This is a genomic window from Ensifer meliloti (assembly GCF_030064585.1).
Taxonomy (GTDB): domain Bacteria; phylum Pseudomonadota; class Alphaproteobacteria; order Rhizobiales; family Rhizobiaceae; genus Sinorhizobium; species Sinorhizobium meliloti.
In genome coordinates, this window is sequence record NZ_CP120365.1 from 2,968,071 (window position 1) to 2,986,946 (window position 18,876).

The window sequence follows — 18,876 nt, forward strand, 5'->3', positions numbered from 1 at the left end:
GAGGAACAATGCAGAAAGACCACAACCAGCCTCACGCGGAAGAATCGCTGCCGGACGTGCTGATGCGCGTCGTCACGGAGCTCCACGACGTCGCCTATCTGATCGAGCGCATAGAGCCTCAACTCATGAGCGATGACGGCGCCGGCGCGGACAGGATCATGGTGCTGCAGGGCATCGACCTCGCGGTGCAGAAGACGCGCGGGCTCGCGGAGTTCATCGATACCATCACCGCCTCCATTCCCGACACCTGTCTGGTGGACGTCACCACCGCGGTGAACCTCGTCAAGCTTGCCGACATGAAGAAGGCGCTCGGCATCGGCATTCTCCGGCATGGGCATTCGCAACCGCTGACCAAGGCGGCTGGCGACTTCGAGGCCTTCTGAGGCGCTCGGCCGCACCTCACCGTAACACTCCCCGCAGGCAGGGAGAGCGGACATGTGGAGCATGCCTCTTGTCCCTTCGCCCCGCTTGCGGGGAGGGAGAAGGTGCCGGCAGGCGGATGAGGGGCGGCCGCGCGGCCGGAGCGGTGCGCTGCGCGACAGTTCGCCTATGCCTGCCCTTCGCCAAGTTCGCGCAAGTTTCGTGGCCTAGCTTCGCTTCCGGGGCTGGTAGATTCGCGGCTAATGCAGAACGGCTGAGCGCAGGCCGTTTTTCCAGCAAACCCGAATGTTGGATCTGCGCAGGGTACCGGCCGGATAATCGGAGCGGGTGCCTTGCGATACTGGGTGCGGAAACAGAATGAATCTGTTCGATCAATTCTCGACGTTCACGAAAAATCTGAGCAATCTCGGACAAGGAAAGCTCATTGCGCTTGCCGTGGCTGGCGTCGTGGCGATCGGCTTCGTCCTCGCTGCCGGTATCTATGTCAACCGGCCGTCCTTCGAGACGCTCTATGTCGGTCTCGAACGCAGCGACGTCACCCAGATCAGCATTGCGCTTGCGGAGGCCAATGTCGACTTCGAAGTCGGCACCGACGGCGGCAGCATCCAGGTGCCCGTCGGCATGACCGGCAAGGCCCGTCTGCTGCTTGCCGAGCGCGGCCTGCCGAGCAGCGCCAATGCCGGTTACGAGCTCTTCGACAATGTCGGTTCGCTCGGACTGACGTCCTTCATGCAGGAAGTGACCCGCGTTCGGGCGCTCGAGGGCGAAATCGCCCGCACGATCCAGCAGATTTCCGGCATTGCCGCCGCACGCGTCCACATCGTCATGCCGGAGCGCGGCAGCTTCCGCAAAGCAGAGCAGACGCCGACGGCCTCGGTCATGATACGGGCAAGCGCCACGGTCGGCCGTAGCGCCGCGTCCTCGATCCGGCATCTGGTCGCGTCTTCCGTGCCGGGCCTCGATGTCGACGACGTCACCGTCCTCGATTCGACCGGCCAGCTGCTCGCATCCGGCGACGACCCGTCGAACAGCGCGCTCAATCAGTCACTCGGCGTCGTCCAGAACGTCCAGTCCGATCTCGAAAAGAAGATCGACAATGCTCTCGCGCCATTCCTCGGGATGGACAATTTCCGCACCAGCGTCACCGCTAGGCTCAACACCGATGCGCAGCAGATTCAGGAGACGGTCTTCGATCCGGAATCGCGCGTCGAGCGCTCGACGCGCGTGATCAAGGAAGAGCAAAAGTCCAGCCAGCAGCAGCCGGACAATGCCGCCACGGTACAGCAGAACGTCCCCCAGGCGGCGCCGCGCGGCGGAGCCGGTCAGCAGTCGAGCGACGAGGCGGAGAAGAAGGAAGAGCAGACGAATTACGAGATCAACAGCAAGACGATCGCCACCGTCAAGAACAGCTATTCGATCGAGCGGCTGTCGATCGCGGTCGTCGTCAATCGCGGGCGCCTCGCGGCCATGGCCGGCGAACCGGCAGATCAGGCGAAAATCGATGCCTATCTCCAGGAGATGCAGAAGATCGTTTCCTCCGCCGCCGGGATAGATCCGGGCCGCGGCGACGTCGTGACGCTGAACGCCATGGATTTCGTGGAGACACAGCTCCTCGACCAGGCGGTGCCGGGCCCGGGGATCATGGAAATGCTGACGCGCAACCTCGGCGGCATCATCAACGCGCTCGCCTTCGTCGCGGTCGCCTTCCTGGTGGTATGGTTCGGGATGCGGCCGCTTGCCCGCCAGCTGGGCTTCGGCGGACAGGCGGGCAAGCTCGAAGGCGAAGCCGCCGGGCTCGAACTGCCGGACTTCTCGCCAGCCGGCGCCGGCGCAGGGGGCGCCCTCATGGAGGGCTTCGGCTCCGACTTCGGCTTCGACGGCGGCGACGACCTGCTCAATCTCGGCGACGAGGCCGGCTTCAACCGCCGCGTCAAGGAAGGGCCGGAGCGGCGCCTCGCCCGGATGGTCGAGATCAGCGAAGAGCGGGCAGCGAAGATACTGCGAAAATGGGCAGACGACCGAGCGGCGTGAAAGATGCCGGCGGAAACCTGAATTGGAACGAAGTCCCGCCCAACAGGCGGGACTTGCCCGTTGCGGGCGCGCCTCGATCCGGCCCGCGCCGGCGCAGCGGGCCTTCCGGGAGTATTGGCGAGTCTAGCTCCGGCTGGCGATGACGCGGAGGAGTCTGGCTAAAGAATCCGCCCCGCGTCCGGAATCACGTCCGATGGCCGTCGGCAAATTTAAACCAAATTTTAATTAATTTAGATTCACGCGGCGCTCTCCGTGCTGCGGCTTGCGCAGCCCGTTACTCCGCGTTGTTTGCTGGTTCCGGAGTTGCATTAAAATATATCTTCCAAAGAGCTGAATATAATTTGGTGAACAGACTTTCCGCATTTCCGGCGTTGCTATCAATGACCCCGGCAGGATTTGATGCATTCCGGCAACATTCCCCGGCTTTTGAGGCGTCCGGCGAGCAACTGATCTGCAACGAAAAGGCGAACTCCCGTCCGATGTCACGGATTTTCAACTGCACGGCCACGCACAGCGATCGCCGGATGCCGTTAATAATCAATGCCTTGATTAGCGAATTGGTCGGAAAAGAAGCGCGCCCGGCTGCCCGCCAGCTCACGCATACGTGAATGCGCAGGGCAAGGTTGCCAAGTAACCGCGCAACTGGACGCCCTGTCTTTTTGGGGGCGGCGATGTACAGTTTAGCAATTGATTCGCGTCCTGATACTCGCTTGGTGGCAAGAATACCGGCGAAGCCGGCTGTCGGGGACGACAGGGCAAGCGTGACATTTCAGGGCGTCGAATCCGGCACGGGGGCTGAAAGTCATGGAAATGTCGCGGTCGGACGCAGTCTGGTCTTCGGAGACCGCTGCGCCGCGGGTGTATGGACGCAAAATATCAAGGGAGCAACTGATCCGAAGGCTTGGGGAAGTGGCCTCGGGCGCGGGTCTCGGCAACGGATTGGCAGCGCTGACGGAGTATGTCGGCGCAACCCATTACCTTCTCGCCCGGCACGATGTCTCGCAGGACGGCGGACTTGATTTTGTCGTCTGTTCCGACTGGCCGTTCGACATCGTTCGGCGCCTTTCGGGCATCATCGCCGGGCTCCATGCGAAGATCACCGAACTGGAAAAGTGCCTCGCCCAACTGCAGCCGGCCTTCCATACGATGCCCGACGATATCGGCTTGCCGCGGGGGGTCAGCCGGAGCTATTGCGCCGTGACCTTCAGCGTGGGGCGCACGCGGTTCTCCTTGATGCTGCTCTTCCCCGAGGACGTGATCCTCTCCCAGGAGTCGCTGCGCGACATCGCGGTGCTTGCCGGCTATGTCGCCAGTCACAAGATCAAAGCCGATGTGCGTCACGATAGGGAATGCGAACTGACCGAGCGCGAGCTCGAATGTCTGTTCTGGATTGCCGAAGGCAAGACGAGCGATGAGATCGCCGTCATACTCGGGATCTCCCGCAACACGATCAACAATTACATCACCAGCGTAATGCGCAAGACGGCGACGCGAACGCGGTCGGAAGCGATCGCCCACGCCGTGCGCAACAATCTGGTTTAGGAGCGGTGACGATGGCTTATCTCGCGACCGAAGATCGCGACGACGCCGGCCGGTCGGGCCGCAACGCCCGCGCGGCGCGGGCAGCGACTCTGGTGACGCGCTTGCAGGCCATGCAACGGCAGATCAACGCGAAGAATTTCGCCGTTCTGCGAACGAATGGCAGGGGCCTTCCTGCAACGCGCAAGCTCACCTGCGTCCTCCACAACTGGGGAGCCTCTTGCGAGGAAAACGCGCGTGATCTGATAATGCTCTATGGCGACGAACTGCTCCAGCATCTCGATCTTTCGTTGCTGCCGGTCCTCTGGAACGGTCAGGGCGAGCATCAGACCGCCGAAGTCTCGGATTTCGGCCCGTTCACACGGCGGCTGAGGGAGCGCAAGCTTCCCTATTCGGGCATCGCCTTTCCGATACGGCTTGGCGCGCAGGGCAATGGCTATGTGATGTTCGCCGGAAGCTACATCGATGCTTCGGGCGAACAGATCGTGGAGCTTCACGGCCGCAGCGCGCAGATCATGGCAGACCTCCTGGCCGCCGACGAGAAGCGTCTGTTCAAGGCGGAGGCCTTGAGCGATCGCGAAATCGCCTGCCTGCAAATGGCCGGCGACGGACATATCAGCGAGGAGATCGCCGAGAAGATGGGTCTCTCGGTGCACACGGTGAATGCCTATCTGGGGGCAGCGACGACGAAGCTCGACTCCGTCAACCGGATCCAGGCGATCGCCAAGGCGATCCGCCTCGGCTATATCAGCTAGCCAGCTCCTCAGCTCGCCAGGGGCAGCGGATAGGTTTTGACGAACTTCGATTCTGCCAGGCTCTTGGCGAGAAAGGCGGTATTCTCGTCCGGATCGCCCGAGGGCTGTTGAAAGTTGATGTGGCTGATCTCGATGCCGGCCGTATCGCCCGCGAGCACGAGGCGCGCATAGACCGTGACGCCGCGGGGCTTCAGTTCGAGGTCGAGGATGACCTCCGGGCGACTGTCCCAGTCGAGATTATAGTTGCCGCCGAGGCCGAAGTTCACGGTGCCGGGCAGGAAGTAGAGCTCTGCCGCCGATTCCACCAAATCGGCGATGCTCGCATAGGACTCGAAGCGCAGGAGCGCGATGAAATCCGCAGCATCGATGAGGCGCAATTCGGTCGCAACCGGACGGATCGCCTCCGCAACTATCTGTTCTCGTTCTTCGGAGAATTGGCACTTTTTCAAGATCATGTCACCCGTCTTTGTTGCGGCTGAGCTGCATAAACCCGGTGAATCAGTTCGGCGACTGCCTTGTAAAACACCGGTGGAATGACACTATCCACCGAGACTTGTGCAAACATGGAGCGTGCAAGCGGCGGATCCTCGAAGACGGGGATGCCGTTCTTCTCCGCAATTTCGCGGATCTTCAGGGCCACCAGGTCCTTGCCCATAGCCACGACGACCGGCGCGTCACTCTCCTCGCGCACATAACGCAGCGCTACGGCATAGTGGGTCGGGTTGGCAATGATCAGGGTTGCGCGCGGAACCGAGGAGATCATCCGCTTGCGGGCGCGGTCGCGCTGCATCGATCTGAGCCGCGATTTGACGATCGGGTCGCCCTGCGATTGCTTCAGCTCGTCCTTGACCTCCTGCCTCGTCATCCTGAGCTCTGTGTACCAGTGATGGCGCGTCCAGAAGAGGTCGACGATGGCGAGCGTCGCGGTGGTGAAGAGAACGACGATGATGATCTGCTTGAGGTCGGAGATCATCGTCGTGAAGATCGTCACCGGATCGGAGAACATCATGTCGAGCGTGGCGAAATAATCGTTCCAGAGCACGAGGACGACGACGATCGAAACGACAATTATCTTGAACAGCGACTTGCCGAATTCCACCAGCCCCTGAACGCCGTAGATCCGCTTGAAACCGGCCGCGGGCGATACCCGGTTCCATTTCGGCTGGATGCGGTCGAGGACCGGCCGCGGCAGGTTCTGGAAGATCGACGATCCGACGCCGAAGAGGATGAGCAGGATGAAAACCGGCAGAACCAGCGCGGCGCATTTCAGAACGACATGCGAAATCAGGGCGACGGCGTCCGTTGCCGTATCGAGCCTCCAGGCTTCCGGCTGCTCGAAAATGTCCTTCAGCGCCTCGGCCATGTTTGCCGCGCCGTCCGAAAGGAAAAAGACGACGAAAATGTAGATTGCCAGCGTCGAGGCGAAAGCGGTCACCTCACGCGAGAAAGGGACGTTGCCTTTTTCGGTCGCGTCGGAAATCTTCTTTTCCGACGGCGCTTCTGTTTTACTGTCCTTGTCCTGCTCTTCCGCCATGAACCAGCAAGCTCCTCAGCAGGCGACAATCTGAACGACGCTTCCGGTTACCGCTCGACCCGAATTCGCGAGGGAATCGTGGCAGCAGACGCAAGCGCACGCTGTTGTGGTGAACCCGGACAGGTCCCTGCGCAAGGGTGGGTGTGCGGCAGCCCGCGCGGGTCAACAGAAATCGGAAACCAAACGCGATATACCGGCAGGCTGGAGGCGTCAGGCGGCCTCCGGCTCCTTTTCCTTGAGCTCGAGCTGCCCGCTTGCGGAGAGGCGAATCGCCTCCTGCGTGATCGAGCGCCTCGCGATCGCGATATCGCGGGGATTGATGCCGGCGTCCCCGGCGGCGAGGTCCGATTCGATCATGCGCCGCTGGCGGGCGCCGATGGAGGCGAGGATAGACTCGCGCAACTCCGCCGCAGAACCTCTGAGCGCCATGGTGATGACGTCGGTGGAGACGTCGTTGAAGAGCTGCACGCGGCTCCTCTGCGGCATGAAAAGGATGTCGTCGAAGAGGAAGATCTTCGGCCGGACCTTCTTGACCGAATCGGTGCTGATCGTTTCGAGCGAGGCGAGCAGCGTGTCGACCTGCGGCTTCTCGAGTTCGTTCATCACTTCGGCGATCTTCGCCGGGCCGGGCGAGTTGCGATCGGCCTCCATCTCTTCGATGATTTCGATCACCCGCGCCTCGATGATTGCCGCCGCCTTCGGGTTGACGTTCTTGATGTTGACGGCACGGTTGAGAATCTCGGGCCGCTGCTTGTCGGAAAGCTGCAGCAGCACCTTGGCGCCGAAGCTCGACGGCATCATCGACAGAACATAGGCGATCGTCTGCGGATGTTCCCGGGCGAGCAATTGCGCGATGATCACCGGATCGCAATCCATCAGCCGGTCCCAGATGCTCGCCTCGTAGGACTGGAAGGTGGCCCGGCGGCCGAGGAGGCCGTCCACCTCGTCCGGCGTCAGGCCCTCTTCGAGAATGCTCTCCATGGCCTTGGCATTGTCCATGAGGCCTGCACCTTCGGTGAAGAGATCCTCGAACTCGTTGACGAGGGCTTCGAGCTCGTGCGGCGGGACGGCTCTGAGCGACTGTGCCGCGGCGATGATGGCCTGCAGCTCGCTCTGGGTGAAGAATTTCAACAGCTTCCCGGCAATCGACTTGCCCATGGCGAGCAGCACCGCGGCCGCCTTTTCCGTCTGGCTCAACGGTTGTGCAAGCGCCTGAGCCTGTGCCTCGAAACTTCCGAAATCCGTCATGGATTCATCCCCGCCCGGTCATCGGGCTTCTAGTGAGTTGAAACGGGATGCGGGCGGAAAACCGCTTACACCTTTCCTCATCCCGCTCTATTTCTTAGTGCCCTTGATCTCCAGGAGCTTGACGCCGAAGCGGGTCACATCGCCCTCGAGAACGGTGATTTCTCCGCGGCCGATCACCCGGCCGTTGACCATGATCTCGACCGGTTCGCCGATCTTTCGGTCGAGCGCGATCGTTGCGCCCTCGGTAAGCGCCATGAGACCGGAGACCTGCATGCGGCTGGTCCCGAGCACGATCTGGACATCGATCGGGATGTCCATGATCAGGTCCATGTTGGCGGTCATTCCGCTGCCGGGCGCTGTTTCACCGGCAGTCGGTGCCGCGTCGAAATCCCCTCCGGCAAAACCGGAGTCCGCGTCGAAGCCGCTGGCTGCCCCGGTTTCCGCGAGGCCGCCGCCGAAGCCGGCAGCGAAATCGCCGCCGAATCCAGCACCGTCAGTGGAACCGAAGCCGCTGCCGAAATCCATGGGCTGTTCGAGCGGCCCGGCCGCGGCGAAATCTGCCCCGAAGTCAGCCTCGCCGTCCTTCTTGAGAACGCCGCGCAGGTCGTCGATCGCCTGGTCGAGCTCGGCATCTGCCGCGAATACGGCCGGTTCTGCGATGGGTGCTGCTTTCTTGGGTGCCATGTGCCGAATATTCCAGTTGAAGCTTGCCTCAGGCATTCTGCCGGGCGAGGGCGGATTAACTCATGATGTGGCGAAGGATGTCCTGCTCGGAGCCGTGGGTATCCTTGACCCGGACCGTGTATCGCGATCCGGAACGGCCGAACTCGCAGACATAGAGGTCGCGCCCGTTGGCGCTCACCTCCACGCGGACATCCTGCCCGTCGTGGAAAGGGATGACGTCCCCGGCCTGCAGGCGGCTGAGCGTGTCGAGCGTCAGGCTTTCCAGCCGGATGCGGGCCTCGAGCGCGACGGCCGATCGGCGGACCTGCTCCTCCAGCTGTTCCGTCCATTCGGTCTTCGCATTCCGGTCCTCGCCCGCACCCTTCCGAGAGACGATCCGGGTCTTGAGGAGCGTGCTTTGCGGGACGATGACCGAGAAGGTGGAGAGCACCGGCCCGAGGCCTATGGTCATGTCGATCGAGGCTGCGAAGACATCTTCGAGCACCGGATCGGGCTTTGCCCGTTCCGCGCTGTTGTACGGGCGGCCGACGACGGGCTCGAACCCGCCGGGCGCGTTCACCGCGGTGCGCAGGACCTCGGCGATGCCGTGAAATACCGGCAAGGCGACATCGATCTCGATCTTCGACAGAGAGCGCGGCGCAGGCTCCTCTATGCTCGTGGGTTCGGCCCCGAGCAGAGCCTCGACGAGTGCGATCAGAACCGGGCTGTCGCAGCCGACCTGGAAGTCCGCGCACCAGTTGCGCAGTGAAAAATCGCCGAGCAGGACTCCGTCTCCGAGAGCCGCGATGAGATCGTTGCGGAGGCCTGTCCGGAAGCCCGCATAGGCGATCGTGACGTCGCATCCGGTCTCCGATTGCAGGACACCGGGCAGGAGTTCATCGAAGACCTGCGCCAGCTCGAGAGCGGTTCGGCCGATGACCTTGTCATCGCCGAGCGCGCCGGTCATGCGCGCGATCAGCCTCCTGTCGAATGCATGGACGTTCGATGCGGTGCTTGTGTTCATGTCAGGCCGCCTTGCTTTCGCTGCCGCCGCCGGGATTCATCATTTCCTGTTCGACCGCATCGATGGACGGCCGCTCATAGGCGGAAATGGTCTTGCGGCCGTATTCGAGTGCGACCTGCGGAACCGAGCCGTTCATATAGGCAAGCAGCGTCTGCTTGACGATGACATAGAGACGGTTCTGCTTTTCCCGCACGGACTTGATGTTCGCGACGAGGGGTCCGACGATCGAATAGGAAAGAAACACGCCGAGCAGCGTTCCGACGAGCGCGGCGGCAATCTTGGCGCCCAGCACCTCCGGTGCCTCGCTGATCGCGCCCATTGCCTTGATGACGCCGAGAACGGCGGCGACGATGCCGATCGCAGGCAGAGCATCGCCCATGGTCGTCATCGCGTGGTAGCACTTCATCTTGTCGTGGGTGATCGTCTGGATTTCCTCGTCCATGAGCGCCTCGATCTCATGCGAGCGGGCGTTGCCGATGATGATCAGGCGCACATAGTCGCAGATGAAGGCGGTCAGCTCCTTGTTCTGCAGGACGGTGGGTGCGGACTGGAAGATCGAAGACTCTTCCGGATTGTCGATGTGGCTCTCGATCTCGTTGCGGGATTTTGTCCTCAGGTCGCGCATCAGGCTGTAGAGCACGCCGAGCGTGTCGAGGTATTCGCGTTCCTTCGGCACCTTGTGCCTGAAGGCCTCGCCGAGTGCCTTGCCGGTGTCTTTGACCACTTTCATCGAGTTGGCCATGATGAAGCCGCCGATGCCGGCCCCGCCGATGATCATCAGCTCGAAGGGCTGGTTGAGGACTTCCAGGTGGCCGCCCATCGCCATGTAGCCGCCGAGGATACAGCCGAAAGTCACAAGAAGCCCGATGATGATGTTCATGCCGATACCTGTCGCGATCGTGAATTTCCTCCGATGAAATAGGGTTCGATCCTTGCGTGAGGCTGGCCGCGGGGACCCCGCGTCCGGGACAGGTTCGCGCAAGCCAACGCCGGCAGGGTTGGCCAGGGTCGGACCGCAATCGCGTCCGGTCCGGACACATTTCCTCATCCCGCTTCATTGCGACAGGGCGAGCCGATCGTGACGACGACCTATACGAGCTACAGGCTGATCACTGCGGACCTGACGAAATCGCTGGAACGCGTTTCGGCGCAGCCGGACGTCGCCCGCGAGACGGAGTACTACCTGTCGAAGATCGGCAGCATCAAAACGCTCGACGATTTCTTCGCCGACAGCCGGCTCTACAACTACGCGATGAAGGCGCACGGCCTCGAGGACATGGCCTATGCCAAGGCCTTCATGCGCAAGGTGCTCGCCGAAGGCATCGACAGTGACGACGCCTTTGCCAACAAGCTGGCCGACGGGCGCTACAAGGCGCTGGTCGAGTCGTTGAATTTCGCCCGGCACGGCGAAGCCGCCACTGCCTTCGAGCGGGCGCAGAAGGGTGTGGCCGAAAAATATACGCGCCAGACGCTGGAGCAGAAGGCCGGCGAGGAAAACACCGGCGTGCGGCTGGCGCTCTATTTCCAGCGCATGGCGCCGACGATCGCCAATGGCTACGAAATCATCGCCGACGAGGCCCTCTCGAGTGTGGTCCGAACCGTCCTGCAGCTGCCGGCCGAATTCGCGGCCGCCGACGTGGATCGCCAGGCTGAGGCCTACGAGGCGGCGATCGATTTCAAGGATTTCCAGGACCCTCAGAAAATAGCCGAGTTCCTGGACCGCTTCACCGCTCTTTGGGAAATCGACAATTCCTCCGACGGCTACGATCCGCTTGCGGTTTTCGGTGCGTCGAGCGGCTACGGAATTTCTCCCGACCTGCTCCTGACCATCAACAATCTGAAACTCGGGGGACGCTGATTTGCAGACCGGTCTCTATGTCGCGCTTTCGTCGCAGATGGCGCTTGAAAAGCGCCTGAACACGCTTGCCGGCAATATTGCCAACTCCAACACGGTCGGCTTCCGCGCGACGGAAGTGAAGTTCAACCAGGTGCTGGGCGACACCAAGCCGACAAAGGTCTCCTATGTTTCGGAGGGCGAGGAATTCCTGAGCACCAAAACCGGCGCGCTCGCGCGCACCGGCTCCGCACTCGATTTCGCCATCAAGGGTGACGCCTGGTTCTCGATCGACACGCCCGGCGGCCCGGCGCTGACGCGCGACGGCCGGTTCACCCTGACGGAGACCGGCGAGCTCGTGACCATCAAGGGCTATCCGGTGCTCGACGCCGGTGGCGCGCCGATCCAGCTGAACGGCGGTGCCGGTGAAATTGTCGTCGGTGCCGATGGTGCCATTCACCAGAACGGCGTCCAGATCGCCCTGCTCGGGCTTTACGAGGCGGATTTCAGCAAGGGCTTCATGCGTTACGACAACAGTTCCGTTATGCCGGCCGCCCAGCCGGAACCGGTCGTTGACCGGTTCGATGTCGGCGTGATGCAGGGCTTCCTGGAGGAGTCGAACGTGAACGCCATACAGGAAATGTCGCAGCTGATCATGATCACCCGCGCCTTCGACAACGTCACCGCGCTTATGCGCGACAGTGAGGGATCGCTCGATAAGGCTATCGAGACGCTCGGCGGCAGCCGTTGACGGTTCTATCGACGGAATTTGGGGCGGGACGGGACGGAAAGCCGGATGGCACGTGAAGCCGCTGAAAAAACTGCAACATCGACGTCGCTCGCGGCGCTCGCCGGGCTGGTCGAGCGCTATGCAAATCCCGACTTTGCCATCGCACCGGGCGGTCATGTCCAGACGATTTCGCCGGGGCATTACACGGTCAGCGGCCTGTCGCGGCACGTCCGGCTCGGGGACTTCGTGGCGCACAAGAGCACGACCGGCACCCATCTCGGCGAAGTCGTCCGCGTCGAGCCCGAGCGGGTGGTCGTCTGCCCGATCGAACCGGGGGACCCGATCGGCATCCATGACGTCGTCATCCGCAAGGGCGCCTTCCGCATAGCGCCGACCGACAACTGGTGCGGCCGCACCATCAATGCGCTGGCCGAGCCGATCGACGGCCTGGGCGCGCTGCTGCAGGGCGACATCCGCCGCTCGATCGCGAACACCGCGCCGCCATCCATGACGCGCAAGCGGGTGGAGCAGGGCTTCAGGACGGGCGTGCGGGCGATAGACATCTTCTCCCCGCTCTGCCTCGGGCAGCGCCTCGGAATCTTCGCGGGCTCCGGCGTCGGCAAATCGACGCTGCTTTCCATGCTGGCCCGCGCCGACGCCTTCGACAAGGTGGTGATCGCCCTGGTCGGCGAGCGCGGCCGCGAAGTGCGCGAATTCATCGAGGACACGCTGGGCGACAATCTTTCGAAATCGGTCGCCGTCGTCGCCACCAGCGACGAGAGCCCGATGCTGAGAAAAATGGCGCCGCTGACGGCGGTCACGATTGCCGAACATTATCGCGACAAGGGCGACAACGTGCTGCTCATCGTCGACAGCGTCACCCGTTTCGCCCATGCGATCCGTGAGGTGGCGACGGCAGCGGGGGAGCCGCCGATCGCCCGCGGCTATCCGGCCTCGGTCTTCACCGAATTGCCGCGGCTGCTCGAGCGGGCCGGGCCCGGCGCCGAGGGAACGGGCACGATCACGGCGATCATTTCGATCCTGGTCGATGGCGACAATCACAACGACCCGGTCGCCGACTCGGCGCGCGGCATTCTCGACGGGCACATCGTCCTCGACCGAAGCCTTGCCGAAGAGGGGCGCTACCCACCGGTCAATCCGCTCGCCTCCATCTCGCGCTTGGCCAGAAAAGCCTGGACGCCGGACCAGGAGAAGCTGGTTGCCCGGCTGAAGTCCTTGATCCACCGCTTCGAGGAAACCCGGGACCTCAGGCTTATCGGCGGCTATAGGCCGGGCGGCGACGCCGATCTCGACATGGCGATCAAGCAGGTGCCGGTCATCTACGACGTCTTGAAGCAGATGCCCGGCGAACGGCCTGCCTTCGACGCTTTCACGGATCTCGCCAACGCGCTGAAGGCAGCCGCGATGGGCAATCAGCCGGGCGCCGCCGGCCTGCGCGGAAGGGGATGAAATTGACGGACTTCGATGCAGACGAGATCGTGCGCCAACGCCGCCGCGAAACCCGGATGCCGCTGATCGACAAGATACTCGGTGCGATCGGCCTGGCCATGGCTGCCTGTGCGACGTTCCTGCCGTGGTACGTCTACCTGCATCCGGAGAAATTCTCGATGCCTTCGCTCTGGCAGGGAACGACGCGCGATCTGCCGGAGCGCCCGGACCGGCAGATCCTGTCGGTGTCGCCGCTGGCAATGACGGACATGGACGAGGAGACCGCCGCCGCGGTCGATCGCCTGACGACGGCGACGGTGCCGGGGCTCGATCAGGATCCCGCCAAAGGCACGGACATGGGGGCTCCCGATCAGCCGTTCCCCGGAAAAGAGAGCTTCAAACTCATGCACGTCGCCAATGGCCGCGCGCTCATCGAGGACGCGAGCGGCATGTATATCGTCCGTATCGGTTCGGTGTTGCCGGACAACAGCCGGCTTGCGACCTTCGAGGAGCGCGACGGCCGCTGGGTGATGATCACGTCCAAGGGCGAGATCTTCGAGGCGAAGTAGCGCCTTTGCCGAGGTGTGGCGAAGTACGTCCAGACCCCTCCCCAACCCCTCCCCACAAGGGGGAGGGGCTAGGCGCCTGCGGCGAGCGCCTAGCATTTCGCAAGTTCGCGGATTACGCAAAGGCTGATTTTCTGGCCGCGAGGGTGCGGCAGAAGTAGCCCCTCCCCCTTGTGGGGAGGGGTTGGGGAGGGGCCTTATGAGACGCCCGAAATAGTTTCTTCCGCATCCCCGACAAGTCCCACGCAAGATTACCGGCCTAGGTTCGCCATCATCAGCAGGAGCTCTTGATGGAACCGATTCAGCTTTTCGAACTCGCGTCGCGGCAGGCCCAGTGGCTGACCGTTCGCCAGAACGTGGTGGCGGGCAACATCGCCAATGCCAACACGCCGCACTACAGGGCGAAAGACGTTCAGCCCTTCGAAAGCGTGCTCCAGAACACCGGCATCCAGATGGCCGCGACCCACCGCGCCCATTTCACCGAAAGCCCGGAAGCCGCGCATGTGACCGAAGTCAGCGCTCTCGACGATGTCGCCGTGCAGCAGTCCGGCAATACGGTCGCGCTCGAAGAGGAATTGATGAAGACCGGCGCGATCAAGCGCGACTACGAGCTCAATGCCGGGCTCGTGAAGTCCTTTCATCGGATGATTCTCATGACGGTACGGAAGTAAGCGACCATGGATCCATTGACCTCGGCACTGAAAGTTTCCGCCTCCGGTCTGCAGGCGGAATCGACGCGTTTGCGCATCGTCTCGGAAAACATCGCCAATGCCCGCTCGACCGGCGACGCCCCCGGCGCCGATCCTTTCCGCCGCAAGACGATCAGCTTCGCCGCGGAGGTCGACCGGGCAAGCGGTGCGTCCCTCGTCGAGGTCGAACGCCTCGGCACCGACGATTCGGATTTCAACATCGAGTTCGACCCGGGCAATCCGGCCGCCGACGAGAAAGGCATGGTGAAATTGCCGAACGTCAACATCCTCATCGAGATGGCGGACATGCGCGAGGCCAACCGTGCCTACGAGGCCAATCTGCAGACCATCAAGCAGTCTCGCGATCTCATCTCCCAGACAATCGACCTGTTGAGGGCTTCGCAATAATGATCGATGCAATTCAGTCCGTCGGCGCGTTTTCCACCATCAGGGAGACCGAAGGCGCCGGCCCGGCCTCTTCCGCCTCGCTCGTCATGCCGGGCGCCGGCACGGCCGCGCCTCAGGCGGGGAGCTTCGCCGAAGTCCTCGGCAACATGACCACGGACGCCATCCGCTCGATGAAGTCGGCGGAGGGCACTTCGCTGCAGGCGATCCGCGGAGAGGCGAACACCCGCGAAGTCGTAGATGCCGTCATGAGCGCCGAGCAGTCTCTCCAGACCGCAATCGCCATCCGCGACAAGGTGGTCACCGCCTATCTCGAAATCGCGCGCATGCAGATCTGAGGAAAAGAGACATGAAAGCCCTTTCCATCGCCGCCACGGGCATGAACGCCCAGCAATTGAATCTCGAAGTCATCGCGAACAACATCGCGAACATCAACACGACCGGCTACAAGCGGGCGCGCGCAGAATTTTCGGACCTGCTCTACCAGACCGAGCGAGCGCAGGGCGTCCCGAACCGCTCCAACCAGGCGATCGTGCCTGAAGGCGCGATCATCGGCCTGGGCGTCCAGACCTCCGCCGTGCGCAACCTTCATATCCAGGGCAGCCTCGTCAATACCGGCAACGATTACGACCTGGCGCTTGTCGGCCGCGGCTGGTTTCAGATCGAGACGCCGGATGGCGAGACGGTCTACACCCGCTCGGGGGCTTTCAACACCAATGCCACGGGCCAGCTCGTGACCATCGACGGCTATACCGTGGTTCCGGGCGTCACCGTGCCGCAGGACGCGACCGAGATCGTCTTCACCTCGTCGGGCCAGGTGATGGTGCGGATCGGCAACGATACGGAACTGCAGGAAATCGGCCAGCTGACGATCGCGAACTTCGTCAACGAAGCCGGTCTCGAGCCGATGGGCGAGAACCTGTTCCGTCAGACGCCGGCCTCCGGGGATCCGATCGTCGGCACGCCGGCCGATCCGGGCTTTGCGCAGGTCAAGCAGAATTACCTGGAATCCTCGAACGTCGATCCGGTCAAGGAGATTACCGACCTCATCTCGGCCCAGCGTGCCTATGAGATGAATTCGAAGATCATCCAGGCCGCGGACGAAATGGCCGCCACGGTGAGCAAGAACCTGAGGTAACAGGAAGAGGAGGCAAACATGATGTTTCGCCGATCCCCCGGAGGAAAAGCAGTTGCAGGCGGCCGCGCGCAGCCGGCACGTGCCGTTCTGTTTGCGGCCATGGCGAGTTGCCTGCTTTCGCCGGCAGCAGCTCTCGCGGAGCCGCCGACGGCCGTCATTCCGAAGCAGACGATCTATCCCGGCGAAAAGCTCGATGCGAGCATGCTGGAGGTGGTCGACGTGACCAACCCGGACCTGCGCGACGGTTATGTGCGCTCGATCGACGAGGTCGACGGCATGGTGACCAAGCGGACCCTTCTTCCCGGGCGTGTCATCCTGGCCTCGGCGCTGCGCGAGCAATATGCGGTCGAACGCGGCTCCACCGTTCGCCTCGTCTTCAACAATGGCGGTCTGACGATAACGGCCGCCGGCTCGCCGCTGCAGGACGCCGCGGTCGGCGATCTGATCCGCGTGCGCAACGTCGATACCGGCGTGATCGTCTCCGGGACGGTGATGGCGGACAGCACGATCCATGTGGTGGCGAAATGAAGATCAATGCATGCAACTGGCTGCTGACGCTCGCGGTGGTCTTCGCCGCGACCTTGACGTCCGCCTATGCGGCCTCGCGGATCAAGGACGTCGCGTCCCTGCAGTCGGGCAGGGACAACCAGCTCATCGGTTACGGCCTGGTCGTCGGCCTGCAGGGCACCGGTGACAGCCTGCGCTCCTCTCCGTTCACGGATCAGTCGATCCGCGCCATGCTGCAGAACCTCGGCATTTCCACGCAGGGCGGGGATTCGCGCACGCGCAATGTCGCGGCGGTGCTCGTCACCGCCACGCTGCCGCCTTTCGCGAGCCCAGGCAGCCGGCTCGACGTGACCGTCGGTTCGTTGGGCGATGCGACGTCGCTGCGCGGCGGTACGCTGGTCATGACCTCGCTGTCGGGCGCCGACGGCCAGATCTATGCCGTGGCGCAGGGCTCGGTGGTCGTCAGCGGTTTCAACGCGCAAGGTGAAGCCGCCCAATTGAGCCAGGGCGTGACCACGGCGGGACGTGTCCCGAACGGCGCCATCATCGAGCGGGAACTGCCGTCGAAATTCAAGGACGGCTTCAACCTGGTGCTGCAGCTGCGCAATCCGGACTTTTCGACCGCCGTCGGCATGGCCGCGGCGATCAACAGATATGCCGCGGCGCAATTTGGCGGCCGCATCGCCGAAGCCTTGGACTCGCAGTCCGTCCTGGTCCAGAAGCCGAAGATGGCTGATCTCGCGCGCTTGATGGCGGACGTGGAAAACCTGGTGATCGAGACCGACGCGCCGGCCCGGGTCGTCATCAACGAACGCACCGGCACGATCGTCATCGGCCAGGACGTCCGCGTCGCCGAAGTGGCCGTCAGCTACGGCACGCTGACGGTGCAGGTCAGCGAGACGCCGACGATCGTCCAGCCGGAGCCCTTCTCGCGCGGCGAGACGGCCTACGAGCCGAACACCACGATCGAAGCGCAGGCCGACGGCGGCACCGTCGCCATCCTCAACGGCTCGAGCCTGCGTTCGCTCGTGGCGGGCCTGAACAGCATCGGCGTCAAGCCGGACGGGATCATCGCGATCCTCCAGAGCATCAAATCGGCGGGAGCCCTACAGGCGGAGCTTGTTCTGCAATGACCGGAAACTTCGATCGTCTTTTCGGCAAGGCGCGCCGCGTTCTCCTCGGTTCGGCCGCCGCCGCGCTCATGCTTTCGATGCCCGGTGCTTTCGCGCAGGACGTCACGGCGCCGCCGGCCGACAGCGCGACGGCGAGCGAAATCGAAAAGTTCTGCACCAATATCGCCGACGCCGCGCGCGACCAGCGCTACGTTTTGCAGCGCCAGGACCTGGAGAAGCTGAGAGCGAATGTCGACGAGCGGATCGCGACGCTGGAGACGCGCCGGGCGGAATACGAGGACTGGCTTAAGCGCCGCAACGATTTCCTCAAACAGGCGGAGCTCGGCCTTGTCGACATCTACAAGACGATGAAGCCGGATGCCGCAGCCGGCAAACTCGAGATGGTGCGTCCGGAGATCGCGGCCGCGATCGTCATGCGCCTGCCGCCGCGCCAGTCGTCGCTGATCCTGAGCGAAATGAGCGACGAAAGGGCAGCGGTGCTGACCAACATCATTTCGAGCGCGAGCGATCCCAATACCTCCAAGGAGCCATCATGAGAACGCGCATCACGGCCGTACTGGCCGCAGGGCTCCTGGCGGGTTGCCAGAATCAGGCCTTCAACGAGATCGGGCGGGCGCCGGCCATGAGCCCGATCGGCAGCGGCCTGCAATACACGCAGACGCCGCAGCTTGCCATGTATCCGAAGCAGCCGCGCCACGTCACGAACGGGTACTCGCTTTGGAACGACCAGCAGGCGGCCCTCTTCAAGGATGCCCGCGCGATCAATATCGGCGACATACTGACGGTCGACATCCGTATCGACGACAAGGCCTCCTTTGAAAACGAGACGGACCGCAGCCGCAAGAATTCGAGCGGCTTCAATCTCGGCGCCAGCGGACAATCCCAGACGAGCGACTTCGCCTGGTCGGGCGATCTCGAATACGGCTCAAACACCAAGACGGAAGGCGACGGCAAGACCGAGCGTTCGGAGAAGCTCAGGCTGCTGGTCGCCGCGGTCGTGACCGGCGTCCTCGAAAACGGCAACCTGCTGATCAGCGGCTCGCAGGAAGTGCGCGTCAACCACGAGCTACGCATCCTCAATGTCGCAGGCATCGTCCGGCCGCGCGACGTGGATGCCGACAACGTCATCTCCTACGACCGCATCGCCGAGGCGCGCATCTCCTATGGCGGCCGCGGCCGCCTGACGGAGGTCCAGCAGCCGCCGTGGGGTCAGCAACTCGTCGATCTCGTCTCGCCCCTCTGACCGGCCG

Annotated in this window: 23 protein-coding genes; 17 read left to right on the plus strand and 6 right to left on the minus strand. The window is 63.1% G+C overall.

Annotated elements, in window-relative coordinates; all coding sequences use genetic code 11:
* Nucleotides 1-8: 8 nt before the first annotated feature.
* The 5 genes from cheT (at nt 9) to visR (ending at nt 4,706) form a co-directional block, all read left to right on the plus strand.
* A complete protein-coding gene (cheT, locus tag PZL22_RS21145) occupies nt 9-383 on the plus strand; it encodes a chemotaxis protein CheT (protein WP_003529932.1) in 375 nt (124 codons plus the stop codon).
* 355 nt (nt 384-738) lie between these two features.
* Nucleotides 739-2,412: a flagellar basal-body MS-ring/collar protein FliF gene (gene fliF, locus PZL22_RS21150; protein WP_003529930.1), complete on the plus strand. Its 1,674-nt coding sequence runs from the start codon at nt 739-741 to the stop codon at nt 2,410-2,412.
* A 344-nt stretch (nt 2,413-2,756) separates the two neighbouring features.
* Nucleotides 2,757-3,020, plus strand: a complete 264-nt coding sequence (locus PZL22_RS21155; protein ID WP_284718554.1) for a hypothetical protein — start codon at nt 2,757-2,759, stop codon at nt 3,018-3,020.
* Nucleotides 3,021-3,216: 196 nt separating this feature from the next.
* Entirely contained in the window at nt 3,217-3,954 is a 738-nt protein-coding gene (gene visN / locus PZL22_RS21160; protein ID WP_033048679.1) for a transcriptional regulator VisN, read from the plus strand.
* A gap of 11 nt (nt 3,955-3,965) precedes the next feature.
* Nucleotides 3,966-4,706, plus strand: a complete 741-nt coding sequence (gene visR, locus PZL22_RS21165; RefSeq protein WP_003529926.1) for a transcriptional regulator VisR — start codon at nt 3,966-3,968, stop codon at nt 4,704-4,706.
* An 8-nt stretch (nt 4,707-4,714) separates the two neighbouring features.
* Here visR and PZL22_RS21170 read toward each other — a convergent pair whose 3' ends face one another.
* From PZL22_RS21170 to motA, 6 genes are all read right to left on the minus strand, one after another.
* On the minus strand, nt 4,715-5,161 hold the full coding sequence (locus PZL22_RS21170; RefSeq protein ID WP_010968724.1) for a BspJ family T4SS effector nucleomodulin: 447 nt from the start codon (nt 5,159-5,161) through the stop codon (nt 4,715-4,717).
* Nucleotides 5,158-6,240, minus strand: a complete 1,083-nt coding sequence (gene flhB / locus PZL22_RS21175; protein WP_003529922.1) for a flagellar biosynthesis protein FlhB — start codon at nt 6,238-6,240, stop codon at nt 5,158-5,160. The genes PZL22_RS21170 and flhB overlap by 4 nt, the downstream gene beginning before the upstream one ends.
* A 210-nt stretch (nt 6,241-6,450) precedes the next feature.
* A complete protein-coding gene (gene fliG / locus PZL22_RS21180; protein ID WP_003529920.1) occupies nt 6,451-7,488 on the minus strand; it encodes a flagellar motor switch protein FliG in 1,038 nt (345 codons plus the stop codon).
* An 87-nt stretch (nt 7,489-7,575) separates the two neighbouring features.
* The gene (gene fliN / locus PZL22_RS21185) at nt 7,576-8,172 is read right to left on the minus strand and encodes a flagellar motor switch protein FliN (RefSeq protein WP_003529918.1); all 597 of its coding nucleotides are present in this window, start codon (nt 8,170-8,172) and stop codon (nt 7,576-7,578) included.
* A gap of 55 nt (nt 8,173-8,227) precedes the next feature.
* Nucleotides 8,228-9,175, minus strand: a complete 948-nt coding sequence (locus PZL22_RS21190) for a FliM/FliN family flagellar motor switch protein (RefSeq protein ID WP_003529915.1) — start codon at nt 9,173-9,175, stop codon at nt 8,228-8,230.
* Between the two features lies 1 nt (nt 9,176).
* Entirely contained in the window at nt 9,177-10,055 is an 879-nt protein-coding gene (gene motA / locus PZL22_RS21195; protein WP_003529914.1) for a flagellar motor stator protein MotA, read from the minus strand.
* Between the two features lie 198 nt (nt 10,056-10,253).
* On the opposite strand from motA, the gene PZL22_RS21200 reads away from it, so the two are divergent.
* From PZL22_RS21200 to flgH, 12 genes are all read left to right on the plus strand, one after another.
* Nucleotides 10,254-11,033, plus strand: a complete 780-nt coding sequence (locus PZL22_RS21200; protein WP_015007160.1) for a DUF1217 domain-containing protein — start codon at nt 10,254-10,256, stop codon at nt 11,031-11,033.
* A gap of 1 nt (nt 11,034) precedes the next feature.
* Nucleotides 11,035-11,760, plus strand: a complete 726-nt coding sequence (gene flgF / locus PZL22_RS21205; RefSeq protein ID WP_003529909.1) for a flagellar basal-body rod protein FlgF — start codon at nt 11,035-11,037, stop codon at nt 11,758-11,760.
* 45 nt (nt 11,761-11,805) lie between these two features.
* The gene (fliI, locus tag PZL22_RS21210; RefSeq protein ID WP_003529908.1) at nt 11,806-13,209 is read left to right on the plus strand and encodes a flagellar protein export ATPase FliI; all 1,404 of its coding nucleotides are present in this window, start codon (nt 11,806-11,808) and stop codon (nt 13,207-13,209) included.
* The gene (locus tag PZL22_RS21215) at nt 13,206-13,757 is read left to right on the plus strand and encodes a flagellar protein (RefSeq protein WP_284718555.1); all 552 of its coding nucleotides are present in this window, start codon (nt 13,206-13,208) and stop codon (nt 13,755-13,757) included. The genes fliI and PZL22_RS21215 overlap by 4 nt, the downstream gene beginning before the upstream one ends.
* 287 nt (nt 13,758-14,044) lie before the next feature.
* Nucleotides 14,045-14,425: a flagellar basal body rod protein FlgB gene (gene flgB / locus PZL22_RS21220; protein ID WP_003529904.1), complete on the plus strand. Its 381-nt coding sequence runs from the start codon at nt 14,045-14,047 to the stop codon at nt 14,423-14,425.
* A 6-nt stretch (nt 14,426-14,431) separates the two neighbouring features.
* The gene (gene flgC, locus PZL22_RS21225) at nt 14,432-14,851 is read left to right on the plus strand and encodes a flagellar basal body rod protein FlgC (RefSeq protein WP_003529902.1); all 420 of its coding nucleotides are present in this window, start codon (nt 14,432-14,434) and stop codon (nt 14,849-14,851) included.
* Entirely contained in the window at nt 14,851-15,186 is a 336-nt protein-coding gene (gene fliE / locus PZL22_RS21230) for a flagellar hook-basal body complex protein FliE (protein ID WP_003529899.1), read from the plus strand. The genes flgC and fliE overlap by 1 nt, the downstream gene beginning before the upstream one ends.
* An 11-nt stretch (nt 15,187-15,197) precedes the next feature.
* Nucleotides 15,198-15,986 carry a flagellar basal-body rod protein FlgG gene (gene flgG, locus PZL22_RS21235; protein ID WP_003529896.1) on the plus strand — a complete coding sequence of 263 codons (789 nt, stop codon included), beginning with the start codon at nt 15,198-15,200 and terminating at the stop codon, nt 15,984-15,986.
* Between the two features lie 18 nt (nt 15,987-16,004).
* Nucleotides 16,005-16,514 (plus strand): flagellar basal body P-ring formation chaperone FlgA, encoded by a 510-nt coding sequence (flgA, locus tag PZL22_RS21240; protein ID WP_003529894.1) that lies wholly within the window; start codon nt 16,005-16,007, stop codon nt 16,512-16,514.
* Nucleotides 16,511-17,626 carry a flagellar basal body P-ring protein FlgI gene (locus PZL22_RS21245; protein ID WP_003529892.1) on the plus strand — a complete coding sequence of 372 codons (1,116 nt, stop codon included), beginning with the start codon at nt 16,511-16,513 and terminating at the stop codon, nt 17,624-17,626. Before flgA ends, PZL22_RS21245 begins: the two co-directional genes overlap by 4 nt.
* The gene (locus PZL22_RS21250) at nt 17,623-18,162 is read left to right on the plus strand and encodes a MotE family protein (RefSeq protein ID WP_003529890.1); all 540 of its coding nucleotides are present in this window, start codon (nt 17,623-17,625) and stop codon (nt 18,160-18,162) included. The genes PZL22_RS21245 and PZL22_RS21250 overlap by 4 nt, the downstream gene beginning before the upstream one ends.
* Nucleotides 18,159-18,869, plus strand: coding sequence for a flagellar basal body L-ring protein FlgH (flgH, locus tag PZL22_RS21255; RefSeq protein WP_003529888.1), 711 nt, complete (start codon nt 18,159-18,161; stop codon nt 18,867-18,869). Before PZL22_RS21250 ends, flgH begins: the two co-directional genes overlap by 4 nt.
* Nucleotides 18,870-18,876 lie beyond the last annotated feature (7 nt).

Excerpts from the sequence above, each read along its gene's own strand:
- cheT (WP_003529932.1), top strand. The coding sequence starts at position 9 with ATGCAGAAAGACCACAACCAGCCTCACGCGGAAGAATCGCTGCCGGAC.
- fliF (WP_003529930.1), top strand. The coding sequence starts at position 739 with ATGAATCTGTTCGATCAATTCTCGACGTTCACGAAAAATCTGAGCAAT.
- visN (WP_033048679.1), top strand. The coding sequence starts at position 3,217 with ATGGAAATGTCGCGGTCGGACGCAGTCTGGTCTTCGGAGACCGCTGCG.
- visR (WP_003529926.1), top strand. The coding sequence starts at position 3,966 with ATGGCTTATCTCGCGACCGAAGATCGCGACGACGCCGGCCGGTCGGGC.
- PZL22_RS21170 (WP_010968724.1), bottom strand. The coding sequence starts at position 5,161 with ATGATCTTGAAAAAGTGCCAATTCTCCGAAGAACGAGAACAGATAGTT.
- flhB (WP_003529922.1), bottom strand. The coding sequence starts at position 6,240 with ATGGCGGAAGAGCAGGACAAGGACAGTAAAACAGAAGCGCCGTCGGAA.
- fliG (WP_003529920.1), bottom strand. The coding sequence starts at position 7,488 with ATGACGGATTTCGGAAGTTTCGAGGCACAGGCTCAGGCGCTTGCACAA.
- fliN (WP_003529918.1), bottom strand. The coding sequence starts at position 8,172 with ATGGCACCCAAGAAAGCAGCACCCATCGCAGAACCGGCCGTATTCGCG.
- PZL22_RS21190 (WP_003529915.1), bottom strand. The coding sequence starts at position 9,175 with ATGAACACAAGCACCGCATCGAACGTCCATGCATTCGACAGGAGGCTG.
- motA (WP_003529914.1), bottom strand. The coding sequence starts at position 10,055 with ATGAACATCATCATCGGGCTTCTTGTGACTTTCGGCTGTATCCTCGGC.
- fliI (WP_003529908.1), top strand. The coding sequence starts at position 11,806 with ATGGCACGTGAAGCCGCTGAAAAAACTGCAACATCGACGTCGCTCGCG.
- PZL22_RS21215 (WP_284718555.1), top strand. The coding sequence starts at position 13,206 with ATGAAATTGACGGACTTCGATGCAGACGAGATCGTGCGCCAACGCCGC.
- flgB (WP_003529904.1), top strand. The coding sequence starts at position 14,045 with ATGGAACCGATTCAGCTTTTCGAACTCGCGTCGCGGCAGGCCCAGTGG.
- flgC (WP_003529902.1), top strand. The coding sequence starts at position 14,432 with ATGGATCCATTGACCTCGGCACTGAAAGTTTCCGCCTCCGGTCTGCAG.
- fliE (WP_003529899.1), top strand. The coding sequence starts at position 14,851 with ATGATCGATGCAATTCAGTCCGTCGGCGCGTTTTCCACCATCAGGGAG.
- flgG (WP_003529896.1), top strand. The coding sequence starts at position 15,198 with ATGAAAGCCCTTTCCATCGCCGCCACGGGCATGAACGCCCAGCAATTG.
- flgA (WP_003529894.1), top strand. The coding sequence starts at position 16,005 with ATGATGTTTCGCCGATCCCCCGGAGGAAAAGCAGTTGCAGGCGGCCGC.
- PZL22_RS21245 (WP_003529892.1), top strand. The coding sequence starts at position 16,511 with ATGAAGATCAATGCATGCAACTGGCTGCTGACGCTCGCGGTGGTCTTC.
- PZL22_RS21250 (WP_003529890.1), top strand. The coding sequence starts at position 17,623 with ATGACCGGAAACTTCGATCGTCTTTTCGGCAAGGCGCGCCGCGTTCTC.
- flgH (WP_003529888.1), top strand. The coding sequence starts at position 18,159 with ATGAGAACGCGCATCACGGCCGTACTGGCCGCAGGGCTCCTGGCGGGT.